The 17887-nt window shown below is 39.0% G+C and carries 19 protein-coding genes; 2 read left to right on the top strand and 17 right to left on the bottom strand.

Annotated elements, in window-relative coordinates; translation table 11 throughout:
* Window positions 1-91 precede the first annotated feature (91 nt).
* Window positions 92-703, top strand: a complete 612-nt coding sequence (locus DN410_RS09560) for a flavin reductase family protein (RefSeq protein WP_149176305.1) — start codon at window positions 92-94, stop codon at window positions 701-703.
* 434 nt (window positions 704-1137) lie between these two features.
* Here the strand turns inward: DN410_RS09560 and DN410_RS09555 are convergent, their stop codons facing one another.
* The 15 genes from DN410_RS09555 to spo0F form a co-directional block, all read right to left on the bottom strand.
* Window positions 1138-1413 (bottom strand): DUF3935 domain-containing protein, encoded by a 276-nt coding sequence (locus tag DN410_RS09555; protein WP_149176304.1) that lies wholly within the window; start codon window positions 1411-1413, stop codon window positions 1138-1140.
* Between the two features lie 82 nt (window positions 1414-1495).
* The gene (locus tag DN410_RS28390; protein WP_255446712.1) at window positions 1496-1630 is read right to left on the bottom strand and encodes a hypothetical protein; all 135 of its coding nucleotides are present in this window, start codon (window positions 1628-1630) and stop codon (window positions 1496-1498) included.
* Window positions 1631-1649: 19 nt separating this feature from the next.
* On the bottom strand, window positions 1650-2198 hold the full coding sequence (locus DN410_RS09550; RefSeq protein ID WP_000142483.1) for a manganese efflux pump MntP: 549 nt from the start codon (window positions 2196-2198) through the stop codon (window positions 1650-1652).
* A gap of 74 nt (window positions 2199-2272) precedes the next feature.
* The gene (locus tag DN410_RS09545) at window positions 2273-3316 is read right to left on the bottom strand and encodes an L-threonylcarbamoyladenylate synthase (protein WP_149176303.1); all 1044 of its coding nucleotides are present in this window, start codon (window positions 3314-3316) and stop codon (window positions 2273-2275) included.
* A gap of 108 nt (window positions 3317-3424) precedes the next feature.
* Window positions 3425-3883: a GNAT family N-acetyltransferase gene (locus tag DN410_RS09540; RefSeq protein ID WP_098990772.1), complete on the bottom strand. Its 459-nt coding sequence runs from the start codon at window positions 3881-3883 to the stop codon at window positions 3425-3427.
* Window positions 3884-3933: 50 nt separating this feature from the next.
* Window positions 3934-4797 carry a stage II sporulation protein R gene (gene spoIIR / locus DN410_RS09535; protein ID WP_149176302.1) on the bottom strand — a complete coding sequence of 288 codons (864 nt, stop codon included), beginning with the start codon at window positions 4795-4797 and terminating at the stop codon, window positions 3934-3936.
* A gap of 112 nt (window positions 4798-4909) precedes the next feature.
* Window positions 4910-5761: a peptide chain release factor N(5)-glutamine methyltransferase gene (gene prmC / locus DN410_RS09530; protein WP_149176301.1), complete on the bottom strand. Its 852-nt coding sequence runs from the start codon at window positions 5759-5761 to the stop codon at window positions 4910-4912.
* Window positions 5761-6828, bottom strand: coding sequence for a peptide chain release factor 1 (gene prfA, locus DN410_RS09525; RefSeq protein ID WP_149176394.1), 1068 nt, complete (start codon window positions 6826-6828; stop codon window positions 5761-5763). Before prfA ends, prmC begins: the two co-directional genes overlap by 1 nt.
* 392 nt (window positions 6829-7220) lie before the next feature.
* Window positions 7221-7808 (bottom strand): thymidine kinase, encoded by a 588-nt coding sequence (locus DN410_RS09520; RefSeq protein WP_000280852.1) that lies wholly within the window; start codon window positions 7806-7808, stop codon window positions 7221-7223.
* A 108-nt stretch (window positions 7809-7916) separates the two neighbouring features.
* On the bottom strand, window positions 7917-8162 hold the full coding sequence (locus tag DN410_RS09515; RefSeq protein ID WP_000643433.1) for a type B 50S ribosomal protein L31: 246 nt from the start codon (window positions 8160-8162) through the stop codon (window positions 7917-7919).
* A 527-nt stretch (window positions 8163-8689) separates the two neighbouring features.
* Window positions 8690-9961 (bottom strand): transcription termination factor Rho, encoded by a 1272-nt coding sequence (rho, locus tag DN410_RS09510; RefSeq protein WP_001053898.1) that lies wholly within the window; start codon window positions 9959-9961, stop codon window positions 8690-8692.
* Window positions 9962-10488: 527 nt separating this feature from the next.
* Entirely contained in the window at window positions 10489-11454 is a 966-nt protein-coding gene (gene glpX / locus DN410_RS09505) for a class II fructose-bisphosphatase (RefSeq protein ID WP_000442336.1), read from the bottom strand.
* A 121-nt stretch (window positions 11455-11575) separates the two neighbouring features.
* Complete coding sequence (gene murA / locus DN410_RS09500; RefSeq protein WP_149176300.1) at window positions 11576-12865, bottom strand: UDP-N-acetylglucosamine 1-carboxyvinyltransferase; 1290 nt, start codon at window positions 12863-12865, stop codon at window positions 11576-11578.
* Window positions 12866-13184: 319 nt separating this feature from the next.
* Window positions 13185-14042, bottom strand: a complete 858-nt coding sequence (locus DN410_RS09495; protein ID WP_001131847.1) for a class II fructose-bisphosphate aldolase — start codon at window positions 14040-14042, stop codon at window positions 13185-13187.
* 211 nt (window positions 14043-14253) lie between these two features.
* Complete coding sequence (gene spo0F, locus DN410_RS09490; protein WP_000398592.1) at window positions 14254-14622, bottom strand: sporulation initiation phosphotransferase Spo0F; 369 nt, start codon at window positions 14620-14622, stop codon at window positions 14254-14256.
* 200 nt (window positions 14623-14822) lie between these two features.
* Between spo0F and DN410_RS09485 the strand changes: the two genes are divergently transcribed.
* Complete coding sequence (locus DN410_RS09485; protein ID WP_149176299.1) at window positions 14823-15347, top strand: DUF2529 domain-containing protein; 525 nt, start codon at window positions 14823-14825, stop codon at window positions 15345-15347.
* Window positions 15348-15380: 33 nt separating this feature from the next.
* Here the strand turns inward: DN410_RS09485 and pyrG are convergent, their stop codons facing one another.
* Both pyrG and rpoE read right to left on the bottom strand, forming a co-directional pair.
* Complete coding sequence (gene pyrG / locus DN410_RS09480; RefSeq protein WP_000170440.1) at window positions 15381-16988, bottom strand: CTP synthase; 1608 nt, start codon at window positions 16986-16988, stop codon at window positions 15381-15383.
* Window positions 16989-17245: 257 nt separating this feature from the next.
* The gene (rpoE, locus tag DN410_RS09475; RefSeq protein ID WP_149176298.1) at window positions 17246-17782 is read right to left on the bottom strand and encodes a DNA-directed RNA polymerase subunit delta; all 537 of its coding nucleotides are present in this window, start codon (window positions 17780-17782) and stop codon (window positions 17246-17248) included.
* Between the last annotated feature and the right edge of the window lie 105 nt (window positions 17783-17887).

Here is a 17887-nt window from a genome sequence, read left to right as displayed (position 1 = left end):
CCATCAAAAAAATATTGTTTTCAGCAGGAGATTCCCATTGATATCTTGTAAACAAACAGTAGGTCTTCATATTTAGAAAGGGGATTACAACATGTTATCCATTAATCCAAACGAACAAACCGAAAAAGATAATTACAAATTACTAACAGGAAGTATCATTCCGCGTCCTGTCGCATTCGTTACTTCTGTAACAAAAGACGGCGTATTAAATGGAGCACCATATAGTTATTTCAATATCGTTGCTGCCAATCCACCACTTATTTCAGTTTCTGTACAACGAAAAGCCGGAGAAAGAAAGGACACTTCCCGAAACGCAATTGAAAAAGGTGAATTTGTCGTACATATCTCTGACGAATCATATGTAGCGGCAATTAACGAAACAGCAGCTAATCTCCCACCAAATGAAAGTGAAATTGAACTAGCAAAATTAACACCAATTGAAAGTGATGTCATCTCCGTTCCAGGTGTGAAAGAAGCAAATATTCGAATGGAATGCGTACTAGAACGCGCAATCCCTCTTGGCGGAACAGAAGACTCACCAGCTTGCGATCTACTAATCGGACGCGTCGTTCGTTTCCACGTCGCAGAACACCTATACGAAAATGGCCGCATTCACGCAGAAGGACTAAAACCAATAAGCCGCCTAGCAGGACACAACTACGCAAAACTAGGAGAACAATTTGAATTAGTGAGGCCTATTTAAAAGCGGAAGCGGCTCGCTCAGAGTGGGAGGAGGATGGAGCTTCTGACGTAGAGGCGCTTTTTGCCTCGCAGGAAGACGCGAAGCCACCGACCATTCTAGCCGCTGGAGCTGGATATATTTAAAGGCGGAAGCGGCTCGTTCAGAATGGGAGGAGGATGGAGCTTCTGACGTAGAGGCGCTTTTTGCCTCGCAGGAAGACGCGAAGCCACCGACTATTCTAGCCGCTGGAGCTGGATATATTTAAAGGCGGAAGCGGCTCGCCCAGAATGGGAGGAGGATGGAGCTTCTGACGTAGAGGCGCTTTTTGCCTCGCAGGAAGACGCGAAGCCACCGACTATTCTAGCCGCTGGAGCTGGATAATATCTAAAAACAGAAGCCGCTCGCTCTACTACATCATCCAAAAAATCCCCCGCTAAAAAGCGGGGGATTTTTTTTTATAATTCTTCCTTTTTGTCCTCTAAAGTCGGGAATTTCTCTTTTTTCGGTTTACCAAGCTTAATTACAAAGAAATATAGGGAAAGCAATGTAATAAGAAAAACAATTAAAAACGGGTATGGAGAATAAAAAGCACGTGCTGCCTCCGTTTTCCCCGCAACAAACTTCAATGACTCAATATCTAAAAACTCAGCAAACATTTGTACACCGAGCATGCTAAACCAAAAAACAAAAAAACTAATAATAATACCAAAGACTTGCTTCAATCTCGTCATTCATCTCATCCTTTCTATAATCTGTAATTTTTTAGTGCAATCAATATAGTACAAACAAAACTATGCACAGAAAGGAGCTATCTTACCATTCGCGAATTAACTTAACCCAATCTAAAATCGAAATTTGCAAAATAATACCCCAACAAATAACAAGCAGTCGTAACGACCTAGGAAAAAACGTTATAAATCGAATATACCATTCCATTAACTTGTTCATAACGTCCTCCTCCTCAAAATTATATAGGAAAAAGGAGATATAATCCAAATCCAACCAGAATGATACCACCTACTATTTCACCATATGTACCGAGCATATCTTTCGCATGTCTACCAATTAATAAACCAATCCACGCTAATAGCATGCTAACAAACCCAAAAAGTAATATCGTAATAATTGTCTGTGCCCCGTAAATTCCAAGACTAAGACCTACTGAAAAACTATCTATACTGACGCCAAATGCAAATACAAATAAACTAATTCCAATAGGTGCAGTTCTAGCTTCTTCATTTTCCAAAATAGACGAATATACAATATAGAATCCTAGTCCAATTAATAAAATAGCACCTGCAAAATGGGCAATATCTCCATACTTCTCTGATAAAAAACGACCTAATACCATTCCTACAAATGGCATGATAATATGAAAAATCCCTATCGTCATACCGATATACAGGATTTGTCTTAACTTTAAGGTCATCATCCCCATACCAAGACTCACCGAGAACGCATCCATCCCTAAGGCGAATGCCATAATTATTAAAGGTATTAGCTGTTCAAACGTCATTCATGTCCCTCCTCGGACGTGCTACTTCAAAATATGCTTATCCGAGGAGAAATATTCTGTTTGCTAATCGTACCTTATGATTCAGTAATAATTTGATGCCCTGCCGCTTTTGTTAAGCGATTCATAATCGCATTCCCTATTCCTTCATTCGGGAATGACTCACTAAAAATAACATCCACTTCACTTGCATCAAATGTTCTAAGTACATCATATAATTTAGTTGCAACGCTAGCTAAATCACTTCGAACACCACAAGATAGTACAACATCCGCGCTATATACATGCTGATACTCTTCTGTCGTTAGTACACCTACTTTAAATCCTTCTTTCTTTTTCTTATCCACAATACATTGAATAAATTCGCGCGATCCTTCAACGATACTAAGTGGTGCTTTCGGTGCATAATGTGTATATTTCATTCCAGGTGATTTCGGTTTTTCCTTCTCATCCTTTAAAGCTGGATCTAAAGAAACAGTACCTATCACCGCTTCCAATTGTTCTTTCGTAATGCCACCTGGACGTAGAATCGTTGGAACTGCGCTCGTACAATCAATTACAGTTGACTCAACCCCTACTCCCGTTGCACCACCATCCACAATACCCGCGATCTTCTCATTTAAATCTTCATATACGTGAGAAGCTAACGTCGGACTTGGACGCCCGGAACGATTCGCACTTGGTGCCGCAACAGGTACATTTGCTTCCTCAATCAGAGCAAGCGCTACTGGATGATCAGGCATTCTTACTCCAACCGTATTAAGTCCTGCCGTCACCTTCTCTGAAATCCCTTCTTTTCTAGGTAAAATAATTGTTAACGGGCCTGGCCAAAAATGTTCCATTAACTTTTCTGCAACTGGCGGAATTTCCTTCACAATCCCATCTAACTGAGATTTTGTACCGATGTGGACAATAAGTGGATTATCACTCGGTCTTCCTTTCGCTTCAAAAATTTTCGCGATTGCTTCATCATTCATCGCGTTCGCACCTAGCCCATATACCGTCTCTGTAGGGAAGGCAATTGCTTCATTTTCTCTTAATAATTTTGCTGCTTCTTGTAACTGTGGATAATATTTTTTTCTTTCCACAACATTATCCACAACCCACATATTTGTATGCATTTTTTCCCACGTCCTTTTCTACCATGAAATACTTGTCTATTTTTAGTTTACTACGAGATTTATCCAAAAGACAAACAAGGTTTATCCACAAAATGTGGATAAACCTAATTAATCCGTGGATAACTTTGTGAATAGCTGACAATTTAGTATTATTGCATTTGGCTCTTTTATATTTTTACAAAAGTGTTCTAACTGTCGAATTCCCTCTGGCACGTTTTCTTTTTCTATAGTGACAAAGTCAAAAAACTGAAAGATCGTTATTGATTGTGGATGATTTGTTAGTAAGTACAATTGTCGAATATTTTTTTCTTTCATATACTGCAAAAACATTTCAAAAAAATATAAGAACGTTTGTTTATCCACATTAGGTGTGAATAAACAAGAACGAATAAGCACATCTTCTCCACTTTGTTCATAACCAATTACAGCTCGTATTTCTTCCGCCTCTTCTAAAATCATAAATTGTGCGTACAACTCATTTATTTTATCATCTTTTTTATTAGCTTGTCCGAAAAATGAATGTAATCTTTCCACATCTGCTTTCGTAGCAAAATACACCTTCTTCATAGTAAATCCCTCCTCTTTTTTTATATATGAGGAGGAACTTGTTCATAGTACTATTTAGAGAATAAAGATGTAAAAGCTTCAACAATAAACAATTTAACTTCTGGCTTTTCTTCTTCCTCTTCTACTTTTACATACTCATTTTGTTTTTCTTGTTTTTGTTCCACAGGTTTCTCCACTTTTTCCACAGTTTTTGTTTCTTCTTTACTTACAGGTTGTTCTTCTACTTTCGTTTCATTTTTTACTACTTTCTTTTCAGAAGCTGTTACCTTTTTTGCTACTTCCTTCTTTACTACTTCCTTTTCCTTCACCTCATCCTCTTTTTTCTCTTGTGTATCCACTACTTCCTCATCTAGTTGTTTTACCTGCTCCTCTTCAGGAGATTCAGCCTTCACAACATGTTCTTCTTTCCTTACAGCTGTACCACTTGAAAAATCTAAGAAACACATCGGCGGAAATAATACACACCACCAGTTTGCCCCTTCACCTTCACCAATTGTAATTAATACTGCCTCATATTCCCCTGCTGGGTAAATAAAATTTCCATATACCTTTGTAGGAAACTTTACATTCTTACTGAATTTCACTTGAAATGAATCTTTACTTCCTTCTTTTTTCAAAGTATTTGCCACCGTTTTTTCGATTTCTGGAATATGACTTTGAATGACTTTACGTGCCTCTTCAAATGAAGTTAAATCCGCTACCCATCCATCAATTTGTGCTTTTACTTCATCACGCACTTTGCGCTTTAACGCCTGGTCTTTATCCGAATCACTATTTGCTAAAATCCGTAATCGAACGGCCTCTTTCGGAATAACTGAAGGTCCTTTCGCATCAGCTTTCATATATCCAAACTGCACAAGCAACTGTGCACCAATTAATAATAGAAGAAGATAAGCAATAACCTGTTTTTTCATTTCCTCCACCGTCCCTTCTACAAACAGTGTGGACAGACTTTCATCTTTCTAAACTATTAAATTCAAAATCTATATAAATTTTCTCATAAAAAAATAGAGTAAGGTGTGAACCTTACTCCATCTCTGCAAATACCATACGATCTTTTCCATTAATATCAAAAACAACCTCAACATGAGCATGTGGAAAAGCTTGTTGCAATAGCCCTTTTACATCCTCACCTTGCCCTACTCCAATTTCAAATGCCACAATTGCTTTCTTCTGCAACACATTCGGCAATTCTTCCATAAAACGACGATAGAAATCTAATCCGTCTTCACCGCCAACAAGCGCTCTCTTTGGCTCATGCTCTTTCACCACAGGAGAAAGACCACGCCAATCTTCTTCCGGTATATATGGAGGATTTGAAACAACAACATCTAACTTTTGACCTGTTTCATAAAATGGTGACAATAAATCACCGTGATAGAACGTTACTTCTGCACCCAAAGCTTTTGCATTTTCTTTTGCAACCTCAATCGACTCTTGTGCAATATCTACCGTATACACATGAAGATTTTTATTTTCTAAAGCAAGGGTAATCGAAATCGCTCCGCTGCCTGTACCGATATCTGCTACATGTAGTTTCTTATCACCAAAATGGCGCTCGATTCTTTCTAATACTCCCACTATAAGCTCTTCTGTTTCCGGCCTTGGTATTAGTACTTCTTCATTCACAAAGAACGATCGTCCATAAAACATTTCATAACCAATCATATATTGAATCGGAATACCTTCTACATGCTTGTGGATAAACTCTGTAAAACTTTTTTCTTGTTCCACAGTTATCTCTTCACGCATATTCATCAACAATCCCGTTCTGTTCGTCTTTAATACATGACAAAGGACAATTTCTCCCGCATTTTCATCTCGTCCATTTTCCTGTAAAAAAGAAGAAGCCCATTTCAGGGCTTCATAGACACGCATTACTCAGCTGCCTCCATCTTTTGAGCCTGATCTTCCATCACTAAGGCATTGATGAAATCATCTAACTTACCTTGTAAGATTTGATCTAGCTTTTGAATCGTTAAACCGATTCGATGGTCTGTAACACGGTTTTGCGGGAAGTTATACGTACGAATACGCTCTGAACGATCACCCGTACCAACAGCTTGTTTACGGTTTTGATCATACTCAGCTTGTGCTTCTTGTCTAAACTTATCATAAACACGTGCGCGTAATACTTTCATCGCTTTTTCTTTATTCTTAATTTGTGATTTCTCATCCTGACAAGATACAACTACACCAGTCGGTAAATGCGTTAAGCGTACCGCTGACATCGTTGTATTAACGCTCTGTCCACCAGGTCCACTAGAAGCGAATGTATCAACACGAACATCTTTCTCATGAATGTCGATCTCTACTTCTTCTGCTTCTGGTAATACAGCTACAGTTGCTGTAGATGTATGAATACGTCCACCAGATTCCGTTTCAGGAACACGTTGTACACGGTGAGCACCATTCTCGAATTTCAGCTTCGCGAAAGCACCTTTACCGTTGATCATAAAGATAATCTCTTTATATCCACCTAATTCTGTATAGCTAGCCTCGATAATTTCCGTTTTCCAGCCTTGTACCTCAGCGTAACGGCTATACATACGGTATAAGTCACCAGCAAATAAAGCAGCCTCGTCGCCACCAGCAGCTCCACGAACCTCAACGATAACGTTCTTATCATCATTAGGGTCTTTTGGTACAAGTAAAATTTTCAGACGATCTGACAATTCCTTATCTTGTCCTTCTAATTCAGAAACCTCTTCTTTTACCATTTCACGCATTTCTGCGTCTAACTTATCTTCTAACATTGCTTTCGCATCTTTTAATTGCTCACGAACATCCTTATACTCACGATATACTTCTACCGTTTCCTGTATATCAGATTGTTCCTTTGAATATTCACGAAGCTTATTAGTATCGCTAATAACCTCTGGGTCACTTAACAATTCATTTAACTTCTCATAACGATTTTCTACAGCTTGCAAACGATCTAACACATCATTCACCTCTACATCCTAGTATCTAATACAAATAGTATATGGTACTTACTCAAAAAAACGCAAATTATATTTAAAAGCGTAAGCGGCTTGCTCAGAATCGCAGGTCATTGGAACTCTCTCGCTTGAAGCGCTTTTTGCTTCAAGCGAGAGAGTGAAATGGCCGGAGATTCTAGCCGCTGAAGCTAGATAATATATTTAAAAGTGCAGGTGGCTCGTTCAGCTCTGACCAGCTAAGGTTCTTTCGACCTAAAGGTGCTTTTTACCTTTCGGGCGGAAGGTTCTTAGATGCGAAGAGCTAGCCACCGGAACTAGATATCATTTAAAAGCGCAAGCGGTTCACACCACTCACTCTCTCTATTTTGAAAAAAACCCGCCTTGCGCAGCGAGTTTTACTGATCTTTGTTTGTAGGAACTGCATGACAATGACGACAGCGTGGCTCATACGATTCTGAAGCCCCAACTAAAATAATTGGATCATCAAATGCCGCTGGTTCTCCATTAATTAATCGTTGTGTACGACTTGCTGGAGATCCACATGCAGAACATACTGCTTGCAATTTTGTTACATGTTCAGCAATCGCCATCAGCTGAGGAACTTGTCCAAATGGTAGACCACGGAAATCTTGGTCTAAACCAGCTACAATGACACGATAGCCACGATTTGCCAATACTTGCACCACTTCCACAATGTCCCCATCAAAAAACTGTACCTCATCGATTGCAATAACATCCATATCTTCTGTTATATGCTCAAATATATCTTTTGAGGCAGAAACAGGAACTGCTTTTACCTTTAATCCGTTATGTGATACAACGTCTTCTTCGCTATAACGATTATCAATACATGGTTTAAATACAATTGCATGTTGTTTCGCAAATTGTGTACGACGCACACGGCGGATAAGCTCTTCTGATTTACCAGAAAACATACTACCGCAAATCACTTCAATCCAGCCATTTTGATTTATTAAGTACATGAAGCTCTCCTTTCATCTACTTTTTAGTTAAAAGTAGGGTAAAGGTATAATATTTTCGCAAAAAAAACAGACAAGCGAATACATACACTTGCCTGTTTTATGTTTTTATTACTTAAGACCGTATTTCTTATTGAAGCGGTCAACGCGTCCGTCTGCAGTAGCAAACTTCTGACGTCCAGTGTAGAATGGGTGAGAATCAGAACTGATCTCAACTTTTAGTAATGGATAAGTGTTACCATCTTCCCACTCAACAGTTTCGTTAGATCCTTTAGTAGATCCGCTTAAGAATTTGAAGCCTGTGTTTGTGTCCATGAATACAACTTTCTTGTAATCTGGGTGAATTCCTGCTTTCATTCTTTTCATCTCCTTCCGCCCTGAATCATTTTCGAAACAGAGTTTTTCATCTTCAGCTGCATACACAACTATATTGATGAAACACATATGATGAAATTATAACAAGGCTAACTTCATTTTGCAACTACCTGTTTTTGTCTTTTTAAATTTAAAAGCGCAAGCGGCTCGTTCAAAATCGCAGGGCATTGGAACTCTCGACCTTGAAGCGCTTTTTGCTTCGAGTGAGAGAGTGAAATGACCGGAGATTTTAGCCGCTGGAGCTGGATATCATTTAAAAGCGCAAGTGGCTCGTTCAGAATGGGAGGGGGATGGAGCTTCTGACGTAGAGGCGCTTTTTGCCTCGTAGGAAGACGCGAAGCCACCGACCATTCTAGCCGCTGGAGCTGGATACTATTTAAAAGCGTACGCGGCTCATTCAGCTCCAACAATAATCAACCAATATCCTTCCACTCATCTCTCTTTAACATCACCTAAAAAGCATAAAAAACTCGCTTACCACAAAATAAGCGAGTCCCAATCTTTTCCCTTTACTTAGTTGTTACATATCTTTTCGAGTCTGCAACAATGTTTTGTAAAAATTCTTCATTTGTCTTTGTTTGACGAAGCTTACGTAAGAAACCTTCAACAAAGTCTGGTGTATCACGCATTGTTTTACGAATACCCCATAACTTGTCTAAATGTTCTTTCGGAATTAATAGATCTTCTTTACGTGTACCAGAACGACGAATATCAATCGCCGGGAAGATACGACGTTCAGCTAATGAACGATCTAAGTGAAGTTCCATATTTCCAGTTCCTTTAAACTCTTCGTAAATTACATCGTCCATACGAGATCCTGTATCGACAAGCGCTGTTGCTAAAATAGTTAAACTACCGCCTTCTTCAATATTACGTGCAGCTCCAAAGAAACGCTTCGGTCTATGGAAGGCAGCTGGGTCGATACCACCCGATAATGTTCTACCACTTGGCGGAATAACAAGGTTGTAAGCTCGCGCTAAACGGGTAATACTATCCATTAAAATGATAACATCTTTTTTGTGCTCTACAAGACGCATTGCACGTTCTAACACAAGTTCAGCTACTTTAATATGATTTTCTGGTACTTCATCAAAAGTAGAACTTACAACATCTCCTTTAACAGAACGTTCAATGTCTGTTACTTCCTCTGGACGCTCATCAATTAAAAGTACAATTAATTCAGCTTCCGGGTGATTTGTTGTAACACTGTGCGCTATTTCTTTTAATAGACTAGTTTTACCAGCCTTTGGAGGCGCGACAATTAAACCACGTTGTCCAAATCCAACTGGTGCGATTAAATCCATGATACGTGTCGGTAACTTTTTCGGTTCCGTTTCCAATTTCATTTGGCGATCTGGGTATAATGGTGTTAATGCAGGGAAATGCACACGCTCTTTTGCTGACTCTGGATCATCTCCGTTTACAGCTTCAACTTGTAATAATCCAAAATAGCGTTCATTTTCTTTCGGAGGTCGTACTTTACCAGAAACCTTATCTCCATTACGTAAATCGAAACGACGAATTTGCGAAGCTGAGATATAAATATCTTCTGAGCTTGGAGAATAGTTGATAGGACGTAGGAATCCAAATCCTTCTGATTGAATAATTTCTAATACACCTTCCATGAAAAAGAAACCTTCTTTTTCTGCTCGAGCTTTTAAAATAGCGAAGATTAACTCTTTTTTCGTTAACTTGCTATAATACGAAATCTTAAATTCTTTCGCAAGCTCATATAACTCTTTTAATTTCATGTTTTCTAATGCTGCAATTGACAAATTCATTCAGACACCACACTTTAACGTTATTCTCTTTTCAAATGGGTAAAGGGAAAAAATACGGAAGGCAAATAATTAATAATGAAAGGCAATAAGTTCAAGTAGGGTAATATTCACTATTGTAACCCTTTTATCTAGTTTTAATCAATACGTTGGAACACAAATACAAGAAGCGAAGACAAGAAAATTTGTCTTCGCTTTTTATATTTCTTTCTTTTTTCTACTCACCCTATTTTAAATGGCGATAAATAGGCCATTTATGATTCTGAGCGAGCCGCTTCCACCTTTTATTTAAATCCAGTTCCAGCGGCTAGAATCTCCGGTCATTTCACTCTCTCACTCGAAGCAAAAAGCGCTTCAAGGTCGAGAGTTCGAAGTGTCCTGCGATGCTGAACGAGCCGCTTCCACCTTTTACTGAATCCAGCTCCGGTGGCTAGAAGGGTCAGTCATTTCACCCCTTCCTGCGAGGCACAAAACGCCTCTTCGTCAGGAGCTCCAATGCCTTCCTCTTCTGAGCAAGCCACCTCCGCTTTTTATTTAATAACCAAGTTCGGTTTTTTATTCAAGCTATGGCGTCCGTCTACGAAGCGGACTGTGCCTGATTTTGCACGCATAACAAGAGATTGTGTTGTTCCTACGCTACCTTTAAATTGAACACCGCGTAATAGTTCTCCGTCTGTTACGCCTGTTGCTGCAAAGATTGCATCGTCGCCTTTTACTAAGTCCTCCATGCGAAGGATGCGGTTGATGTCTTCTATGCCCATCTTTTTGCAACGTGCCAATTCAGCTTCGTTTTGTGGTAATAGTTTTCCGTGAATCTCGCCGCCTAAACATTTTAATGCAACTGCTGCTAATACACCCTCAGGTGCACCACCAGAACCGAATAAAATATCTACACCAGTACGATCAAATGCAGTATTAATTGCGCCAGCTACGTCTCCATCATTAATCAATTTAATGCGAGCACCAGCTTTACGAATTTCTTCAATAATCGCTTGATGACGTGGACGGTTTAAAACTGTCGCTACAACATCTTCAATATCTTTGTTTTTCGCTTTCGCAACTGCACGTAAGTTATCGATAATAGGCGCATCAATATCGACTGCCCCAACCGCTTCTGGGCCAACCGCGATTTTATCCATGTACATGTCAGGAGCATGTAACAAATTGCCGTGATCTGCGATTGCAATAACAGCAAGTGCGTTCCATCCGCCAGCTGCTACGATGTTTGTCCCTTCTAAAGGATCAACTGCAACGTCTACGCGCGGACCATATCCTGTACCTAATTTCTCTCCGATATACAGCATTGGCGCTTCATCCATTTCACCTTCACCAATTACAACTGTACCTTTCATCGGAATTGTATCAAATACATCACGCATAGCTGATGTTGCTGCACCGTCTGCCTCATCTTTTTTCCCGCGTCCCATCCAACGCGCTGATGATAATGCTGCAGCCTCTGTTACACGTACTAACTCCATAGATAAACTTCTTTCCAAGATAATCCCTCTCCTTTAAGTCTCTAATATTTCTGCCGTATTTTGTGAACCGGATTTTTCTATAAAATGTACTTCCGCTAATGATGATACTTCGCTCCCCATTAACGGAAGTATCACCACTTTAAGCGTTCTTCATTTCTTCAATCTCTTGCTTTGTCATTTGCTCTCGCCAAATGTTTGCACCAAGCCCCTTAAGCTTGTCTACTATATTTTCGTAACCTCGATCAATATGCTCAAGTCCGGTTACTTCTGTAATGCCATCCGCCATTAACCCTGCAATAACAAGCGCAGCTCCAGCTCGCAAATCACTTGCTTTCACTTTTGCACCTTGTAGTAAAACAGGGCCAGTTACGATAGCTGAACGACCTTCTACTTTAATTTGTGCATTCATACGACGTAATTCATCAATATGTTTAAACCGTGCACCATAAATCGTATCCGTTACAACACCCGTTCCATGCGCCTTTGTTAAAAGTGTTGTAAACGGCTGTTGTAAATCTGTTGGGAAACCTGGATATACAAGCGTTTTTATATCAACTACTTTTAATCTTCTATCACCGTTCACTGTAATCTGGTCATCATTCGTTTCAACTTGGACACCAGCTTCTCTTAACTTTGCCGTAACTGACTCTAAATGCTGAGGAATAACATTATCAACTGTTACTTTTCCTCCTGACGCAGCACCTAAAATCATATACGTACCGGCTTCAATACGATCTGGAATAATTGTATGATGACAACCGTGCAGTGAATCCACACCATCAATTCGGATTACATCTGTACCAGCACCTTTAATACGTGCTCCCATGCTCGTTAACAAGGTAGCTACATCAATAATCTCAGGTTCTTTCGCTGCATTTTCAATAACAGTTCTACCTTTCGCTCGTACAGCTGCTAACATAATATTAATTGTAGCCCCTACACTAACAACGTCTAAATAAATACGTGCTCCGCGCAATTCATCTGCTCTTAAGTAGATAGCACCCTGTTCATTTGTAACATGTGCACCTAGCGCCTCAAAACCTTTAATATGCTGATCAATCGGTCTTGGTCCTAAATGACATCCACCCGGAAGCCCAATAACAGCTTTTTTAAAACGGCCAAGCATCGCACCCATTAAATAATAAGAAGCGCGCAATTTTTTCACTTTTCCATTTGGTAAAGGCATCGCAACCATATTAGAAGGATCGACTACCATCTCTTCCTCCTGTCCATAAGTTACTTTCCCTCCAATTTCCTCTAGTAAGTCTCCTAACATTTTCACGTCCGAAATATTAGGAACACCACCAATAGTTACTGGAGTATCTGCTAAAATTGTCGCTGGAATCAGTGCAACGGCACTGTTCTTTGCACCACTCACGCGAATTGTTCCATTTAAAGCTCTTCCGCCTTCAATTAGCAATTTTTCCATATTGAGCTCCCTTCTTGTGAATGTATTTACTTTCTATTTTCTTTATAGAAAGCTCCCCTTAAGAATCTCAACTACTCTTTCCACCCTAAAAACCATCACCTACTGTTCCCCTGTAGTATAAATAGGTGAAGGTTAACTATTCATCGAATTATAAATCAGATACTTATCACATTTATTAATAGGACTATGCACATTATTTTCTATATTTAAAGATTTAAAAATTCACTTTATAAAATCTTTCGACTTGTTCACGCTTTCATTATACAACGAAAGGAAACCGTCTAAAAGAGTAGACGGTTTCCAAAACGGAATTTTATTCTTACGCTTTACCGTTAGAACCGAATTCGCGCATTTTACCAGCAACAGTTGCTTTGATAGCGTCGCGGCCAGGTCCGATAAATTTACGAGGATCGTAAACTTCTTGGTCTTTATTTAATACTTCACGAACAGCTTTTGTAAACTCGATTTGGTTCTCAGTGTTTACGTTGATTTTTGAAGTACCTAAAGAGATAGCTTTTACGATATCAGCAGTTGGGATACCAGTACCACCGTGTAATACTAAAGGTACACCAGTGAAGTCACGAACTTGTTCCATTTCAGCGAATCCTAAGTTAGGCTCACCTTTGTAAGGACCGTGTACAGAACCTAAAGCTGGAGCTAGGCAGTCGATGCCAGTTGCTTCAACAAGGTGTTTACACTCTGCAGGATCAGCGTAAATTACGCCTTCAGCGATTACGTCGTCTTCTTGTCCGCCAACTGTTCCAAGCTCAGCTTCAACAGATACGTTACGAGCGTGTGCGTATTCTACTACTTTTTTAGTAGTTTCAACGTTTTCTTCGAATGGGTGGTGAGAAGCGTCGATCATTACAGATGTGAAACCTGCATCGATTGCTTCTTTACACTTTTCAAAGCTTGAACCATGGTCAAGGTGAATCGCTACAGGAACAGAAATGTTCATTTCTTCGATTAAAGCTTTAACCATAGCTACAACTGTTTTGAAACCAGTCATATGACGAGCTGCACCCTCAGATACACCTAGGATTACAGGAGATTTTTCTTCTTCCGCAGCAGCTAAGATAGCTTGAGTCCACTCTAAGTTGTTCATGTTGAATTGACCAACTGCGTATTTTCCTTCTAGTGCTTTGTTTAGCATTTCTTTCATAGAAACTAAAGGCATGGTGAATCCTCCTAAAAAACGTTTTTTGTATCCGATAAGTTCTTATCGCTGGTAGTATGACCAGGATAAGGTAAAATATGTATATTTACATACCGGACTTTTTTCTACACTCAATAGGATAACAACTTGTACTCAAAAACTCAACCGTATTCACCTGCACAATAGTCCATGTAAACGCTTTTTTCCATATTTTTTATAAAAAATTCATTTTTTATGCCTCTACAGCAAGCTGATCTCTCACCGCTTGACGAATTTCATCAATATCAAATGGTTTAGCAAAGTGCATTAAAGCTCCTAAATCTTTTGCTTCTTGGATCATATCAAGCTCTCCATAAGCAGTCATTAAAATTACTTTAATACTCTCATCAATTTCCTTTACATGCTTTAAAATCTCTATACCATCCATACCTGGGATTTTCATATCTAACACAACTAAATCTGGATTATCCTTTTTCACGATATCTAAAGCTTGAAAACCATTCGCTGCTTGGAACGTCTGATAACCTTCTTTTTGGAACACTTCATGTAATAACACACGAATGCCATATTGATCATCAACGATTAAAATTTTCCCTTCCATAACTCCCAACCTTTCTGTGTAAGTACAAGATTTACAGCTTCTTATATCTTATCGATTTATTTTCGCTATTCTTTGCCAAATTCCTTCCTATTCTTTCTTATTTTACCGTTTCCTATTTCGTTATGCCACCTACGATTTCACCTTTCCAAAAAAATAAACTATAATGAAAACCGGCAAACACGTACGAAAGGAGTAACATTATGTTAAAAATTTTTTCAACTCAATTAAGTGGTTATTTCTCCAGAGTTTCCCAAAAAGAGGAAATGAATATAGAGGATAGTGCTCGTCTACTTGCTCAAGCACTAGTTGGCGATGGTTACATTTATTTACATGGTACAAATGAAATGGAGGGCGTTATTGTTGAAGCGCTATTCGGTGCTGAACCAATGCAGCAAGCAAAACGCTTATTTGAAAATGGTAAAGAAGCAAAAGTAACTTCTGCAGATCGTGTACTTCTTATTAGCCGTTTTTCAACAGATGAAGAAGTTATACAAATCGCAAAAAAACTTCAAGAAGACGGGCATTCTATCGTTGGAATCTCTGCCATTCAAGAAGGTGCTGCGTCACTGGAACAATATACAGATGTACATATTGATACAAAACTGTTAAAAGGTCTTATTCCAGACGATGAAGGTAACCGCTACGGATTCCCAAGTTTAATTGTAGCTTTATTTGCTTATCATGGAATTAAATTTACAATTGATGAAATGTTAAACGAATATTAAAAAAAGCGCCCTATTTCAGGCGCTTTTTTTTTATTACTTGCTCTCTTTATTCGTAATAGAAGCACTTACAAAATCATGGAACAATGGTTGTGGGCGGTTTGGACGAGATACAAGTTCTGGGTGGAACTGTGCTGCCACGAACCAAGGGTGGTCTTTTAATTCAATGATTTCAACTAGACGGCCGTCTGGGCTTGTACCAGAGAATACAAATCCTGCTTTTTCCATATCCGGGCGGAATTGATTGTTGAACTCATAACGATGACGATGACGCTCATATACAACCGGCTCACTGTAAGCTCTGTAAGCATTTGTTTCTTCAGCAAGCTTACATGGATATAGACCAAGACGAAGTGTACCACCTAAGTCTTCTACATCTTTTTGTTCTGGTAATAAGTCGATGATTGCATAAGGAGTGTCAGGGTTAATCTCAGAAGAGTTAGCTCCTTCTAATCCTAATACGTTACGTGCGAATTCGATTGATGCAAGTTGCATACCTAAGCAAATTCCTAAGAATGGAACTTTGTTTTCACGAGCATATTGAATTGCAACGATTTTACCTTCTACACCACGATCGCCGAAGCCACCTGGTACAAGAATACCATCTGTATCGCCAACTAATTCTTTTACGTTTTCTGCTGTTACGTGCTCAGCATTTACCCATTTCACTTCTACATCTGTATCGAAAGAGTAACCTGCATGACGAAGTGCTTCTACAACAGAGATGTATGCATCTTGAAGCTCTACGTATTTACCAACAAGAGCGATTTTTGTTTTCTTAGAAAGGTTACGTACTTTATCAACTAGCGCAGTCCACTCTGTCATATCTGCAGCTGGATTGTCTAATTTTAAGTGATCGCAAACGATTTGGTCCATATTTTGCTCTTGTAGAGATAATGGAACTGCATATAAAGTATCTGCATCGCGTGCTTCGATAACTGCTTTTGTATCGATGTCACAGAATAATGCAAGCTTGTCTTTCATATCTTGAGAAACAGGCAGTTCTGTACGAACAACGATAATGTTTGGTTGAATACCTAAGCTACGAAGTTCTTTAACGCTATGTTGCGTTGGCTTTGTTTTCATTTCGCCCGCTGCTTTTAAGTATGGGATTAACGTACAGTGAATGTACATTACATTGTCACGACCAATGTCGCTCTTAATTTGACGGATTGCTTCTAAGAATGGTAAAGACTCGATATCACCAACAGTTCCACCGATTTCTGTAATAACAACGTCCGCGTTTGTTTCGCGACCAGAACGGTATACACGTTCTTTAATTTCATTAGTAATGTGAGGAATAACTTGAACTGTTCCTCCTAGGTATTCACCACGACGCTCTTTTTGAAGAACTGAAGAGTAAATTTTACCTGTTGTTACGTTGCTGTATTTGTTTAAGTTGATGTCGATGAAACGCTCATAGTGACCAAGGTCTAAGTCAGTTTCTGCGCCATCATCTGTTACGAATACCTCACCGTGTTGGTATGGGCTCATAGTCCCTGGGTCTACGTTAATGTATGGATCAAACTTTTGAATCGTTACGTTTAAACCACGATTTTTTAATAGTCTTCCAAGAGATGCTGCTGTAATACCTTTACCTAAAGACGATACTACACCGCCTGTTACAAAAATATACTTAGTCATGAAAAAGCTCCCTTCTACTTTGCTGTTATATAATCACCGTTGCAAAGCGCAACGTATGTAGATAACACTGTATCTATCTTATTGTTAGACTCTTTGTATTTTCTAAACAAAAAACAAAAAAGAAAATTGCTCCCCTCATCACATAAAGTAATAAGTAGGGAGCAATTTTCTTTTATATTTACACTTTAAAAGTATTATCGTCCTTTTTTAAAGAGCCCAAAAATGATTCTACATGGACGATAATGAAAAGTCAAGAACTACAGTTCTTCCTCTTCTTCTTCTTCAGTTTCATCGTACTCAAGTTCTTCTTCAGCGAAGTCTTCATCATCTTCATCTAAATCATCAAGATCGTCGTCATCTCCGTCTTCTTCTTCAAGAACCTTGTCCAAATCTTCTACATCGTCTTCTTCTTCATCTACATTTCCGTCTGCATCGTCAAAGTCATCTTCATCTTCTTCAATGTAGTCGTCAAAACCGTCTTCTTCAACTTTACGTTTCTTCTTCGGTTTTGGTTGCGGTAAGATTTCTTCATCAATTTGCTCATATGGGTACCAGCTGCGTAGCCCCCAACGATTTTCTCCTAAATTAATGAAACGTCCGTCGATGTTTAAATCTGTATAAAATTGTGCGAGTTTCGCATTAACTTGCTCTTGAGATAGTCCCAGCACTTGAGCGATTTCTTGAACCAACTCGTTGAATGTCGTTGCTTGTCTTTTATCCCCTAAAACGCTATGTACAACTTCAATCATTGAACATTCTTTTAGCTCTTCTGGTGAATATTGCTTAAAATTCACTTATGCGGCACTTCCTTTCATCAAATATAACCTTATATATAACGGTCTGCCTAAAAAAATCCATACTATTCATTATAAACAAAAGTCGCACAAATATGCTACAAA

Origin of the sequence: Bacillus sp. SH5-2 (assembly GCF_008368905.1) — a bacterium.
Classification (GTDB): domain Bacteria; phylum Bacillota; class Bacilli; order Bacillales; family Bacillaceae_G; genus Bacillus_A; species Bacillus_A luti.
The sequence above is the reverse complement of the archived record's forward strand: the minus strand, read 5'-3'. Positions and strand labels throughout refer to the sequence as shown.

What these genes read in the sequence shown, in the direction of transcription:
- spoIIR (WP_149176302.1), bottom strand. Translation starts at nt 4,797, where the DNA reads ATGAAAAAACAGGTTATTGCTTATCTTCTTCTATTATTAATTGGTGCA.
- DN410_RS09520 (WP_000280852.1), bottom strand. Translation starts at nt 7,808, where the DNA reads ATGTACTTAATAAATCAAAATGGCTGGATTGAAGTGATTTGCGGTAGT.
- spo0F (WP_000398592.1), bottom strand. Translation starts at nt 14,622, where the DNA reads ATGGAAGGGAAAATTTTAATCGTTGATGATCAATATGGCATTCGTGTG.
- DN410_RS09495 (WP_001131847.1), bottom strand. Translation starts at nt 14,042, where the DNA reads ATGCCTTTAGTTTCTATGAAAGAAATGCTAAACAAAGCACTAGAAGGA.
- DN410_RS09545 (WP_149176303.1), bottom strand. Translation starts at nt 3,316, where the DNA reads ATGCATACAAATATGTGGGTTGTGGATAATGTTGTGGAAAGAAAAAAA.
- pyrG (WP_000170440.1), bottom strand. Translation starts at nt 16,988, where the DNA reads ATGACTAAGTATATTTTTGTAACAGGCGGTGTAGTATCGTCTTTAGGT.
- DN410_RS09550 (WP_000142483.1), bottom strand. Translation starts at nt 2,198, where the DNA reads ATGACGTTTGAACAGCTAATACCTTTAATAATTATGGCATTCGCCTTA.
- prmC (WP_149176301.1), bottom strand. Translation starts at nt 5,761, where the DNA reads ATGCGTGTCTATGAAGCCCTGAAATGGGCTTCTTCTTTTTTACAGGAA.
- DN410_RS09515 (WP_000643433.1), bottom strand. Translation starts at nt 8,162, where the DNA reads ATGAAAGCAGGAATTCACCCAGATTACAAGAAAGTTGTATTCATGGAC.
- DN410_RS28390 (WP_255446712.1), bottom strand. Translation starts at nt 1,630, where the DNA reads ATGAACAAGTTAATGGAATGGTATATTCGATTTATAACGTTTTTTCCT.
- DN410_RS09560 (WP_149176305.1), top strand. Translation starts at nt 92, where the DNA reads ATGTTATCCATTAATCCAAACGAACAAACCGAAAAAGATAATTACAAA.
- DN410_RS09555 (WP_149176304.1), bottom strand. Translation starts at nt 1,413, where the DNA reads ATGACGAGATTGAAGCAAGTCTTTGGTATTATTATTAGTTTTTTTGTT.
- DN410_RS09485 (WP_149176299.1), top strand. Translation starts at nt 14,823, where the DNA reads ATGTTAAAAATTTTTTCAACTCAATTAAGTGGTTATTTCTCCAGAGTT.
- DN410_RS09540 (WP_098990772.1), bottom strand. Translation starts at nt 3,883, where the DNA reads ATGAAGAAGGTGTATTTTGCTACGAAAGCAGATGTGGAAAGATTACAT.
- rho (WP_001053898.1), bottom strand. Translation starts at nt 9,961, where the DNA reads ATGAATTTGTCAATTGCAGCATTAGAAAACATGAAATTAAAAGAGTTA.
- murA (WP_149176300.1), bottom strand. Translation starts at nt 12,865, where the DNA reads ATGGAAAAATTGCTAATTGAAGGCGGAAGAGCTTTAAATGGAACAATT.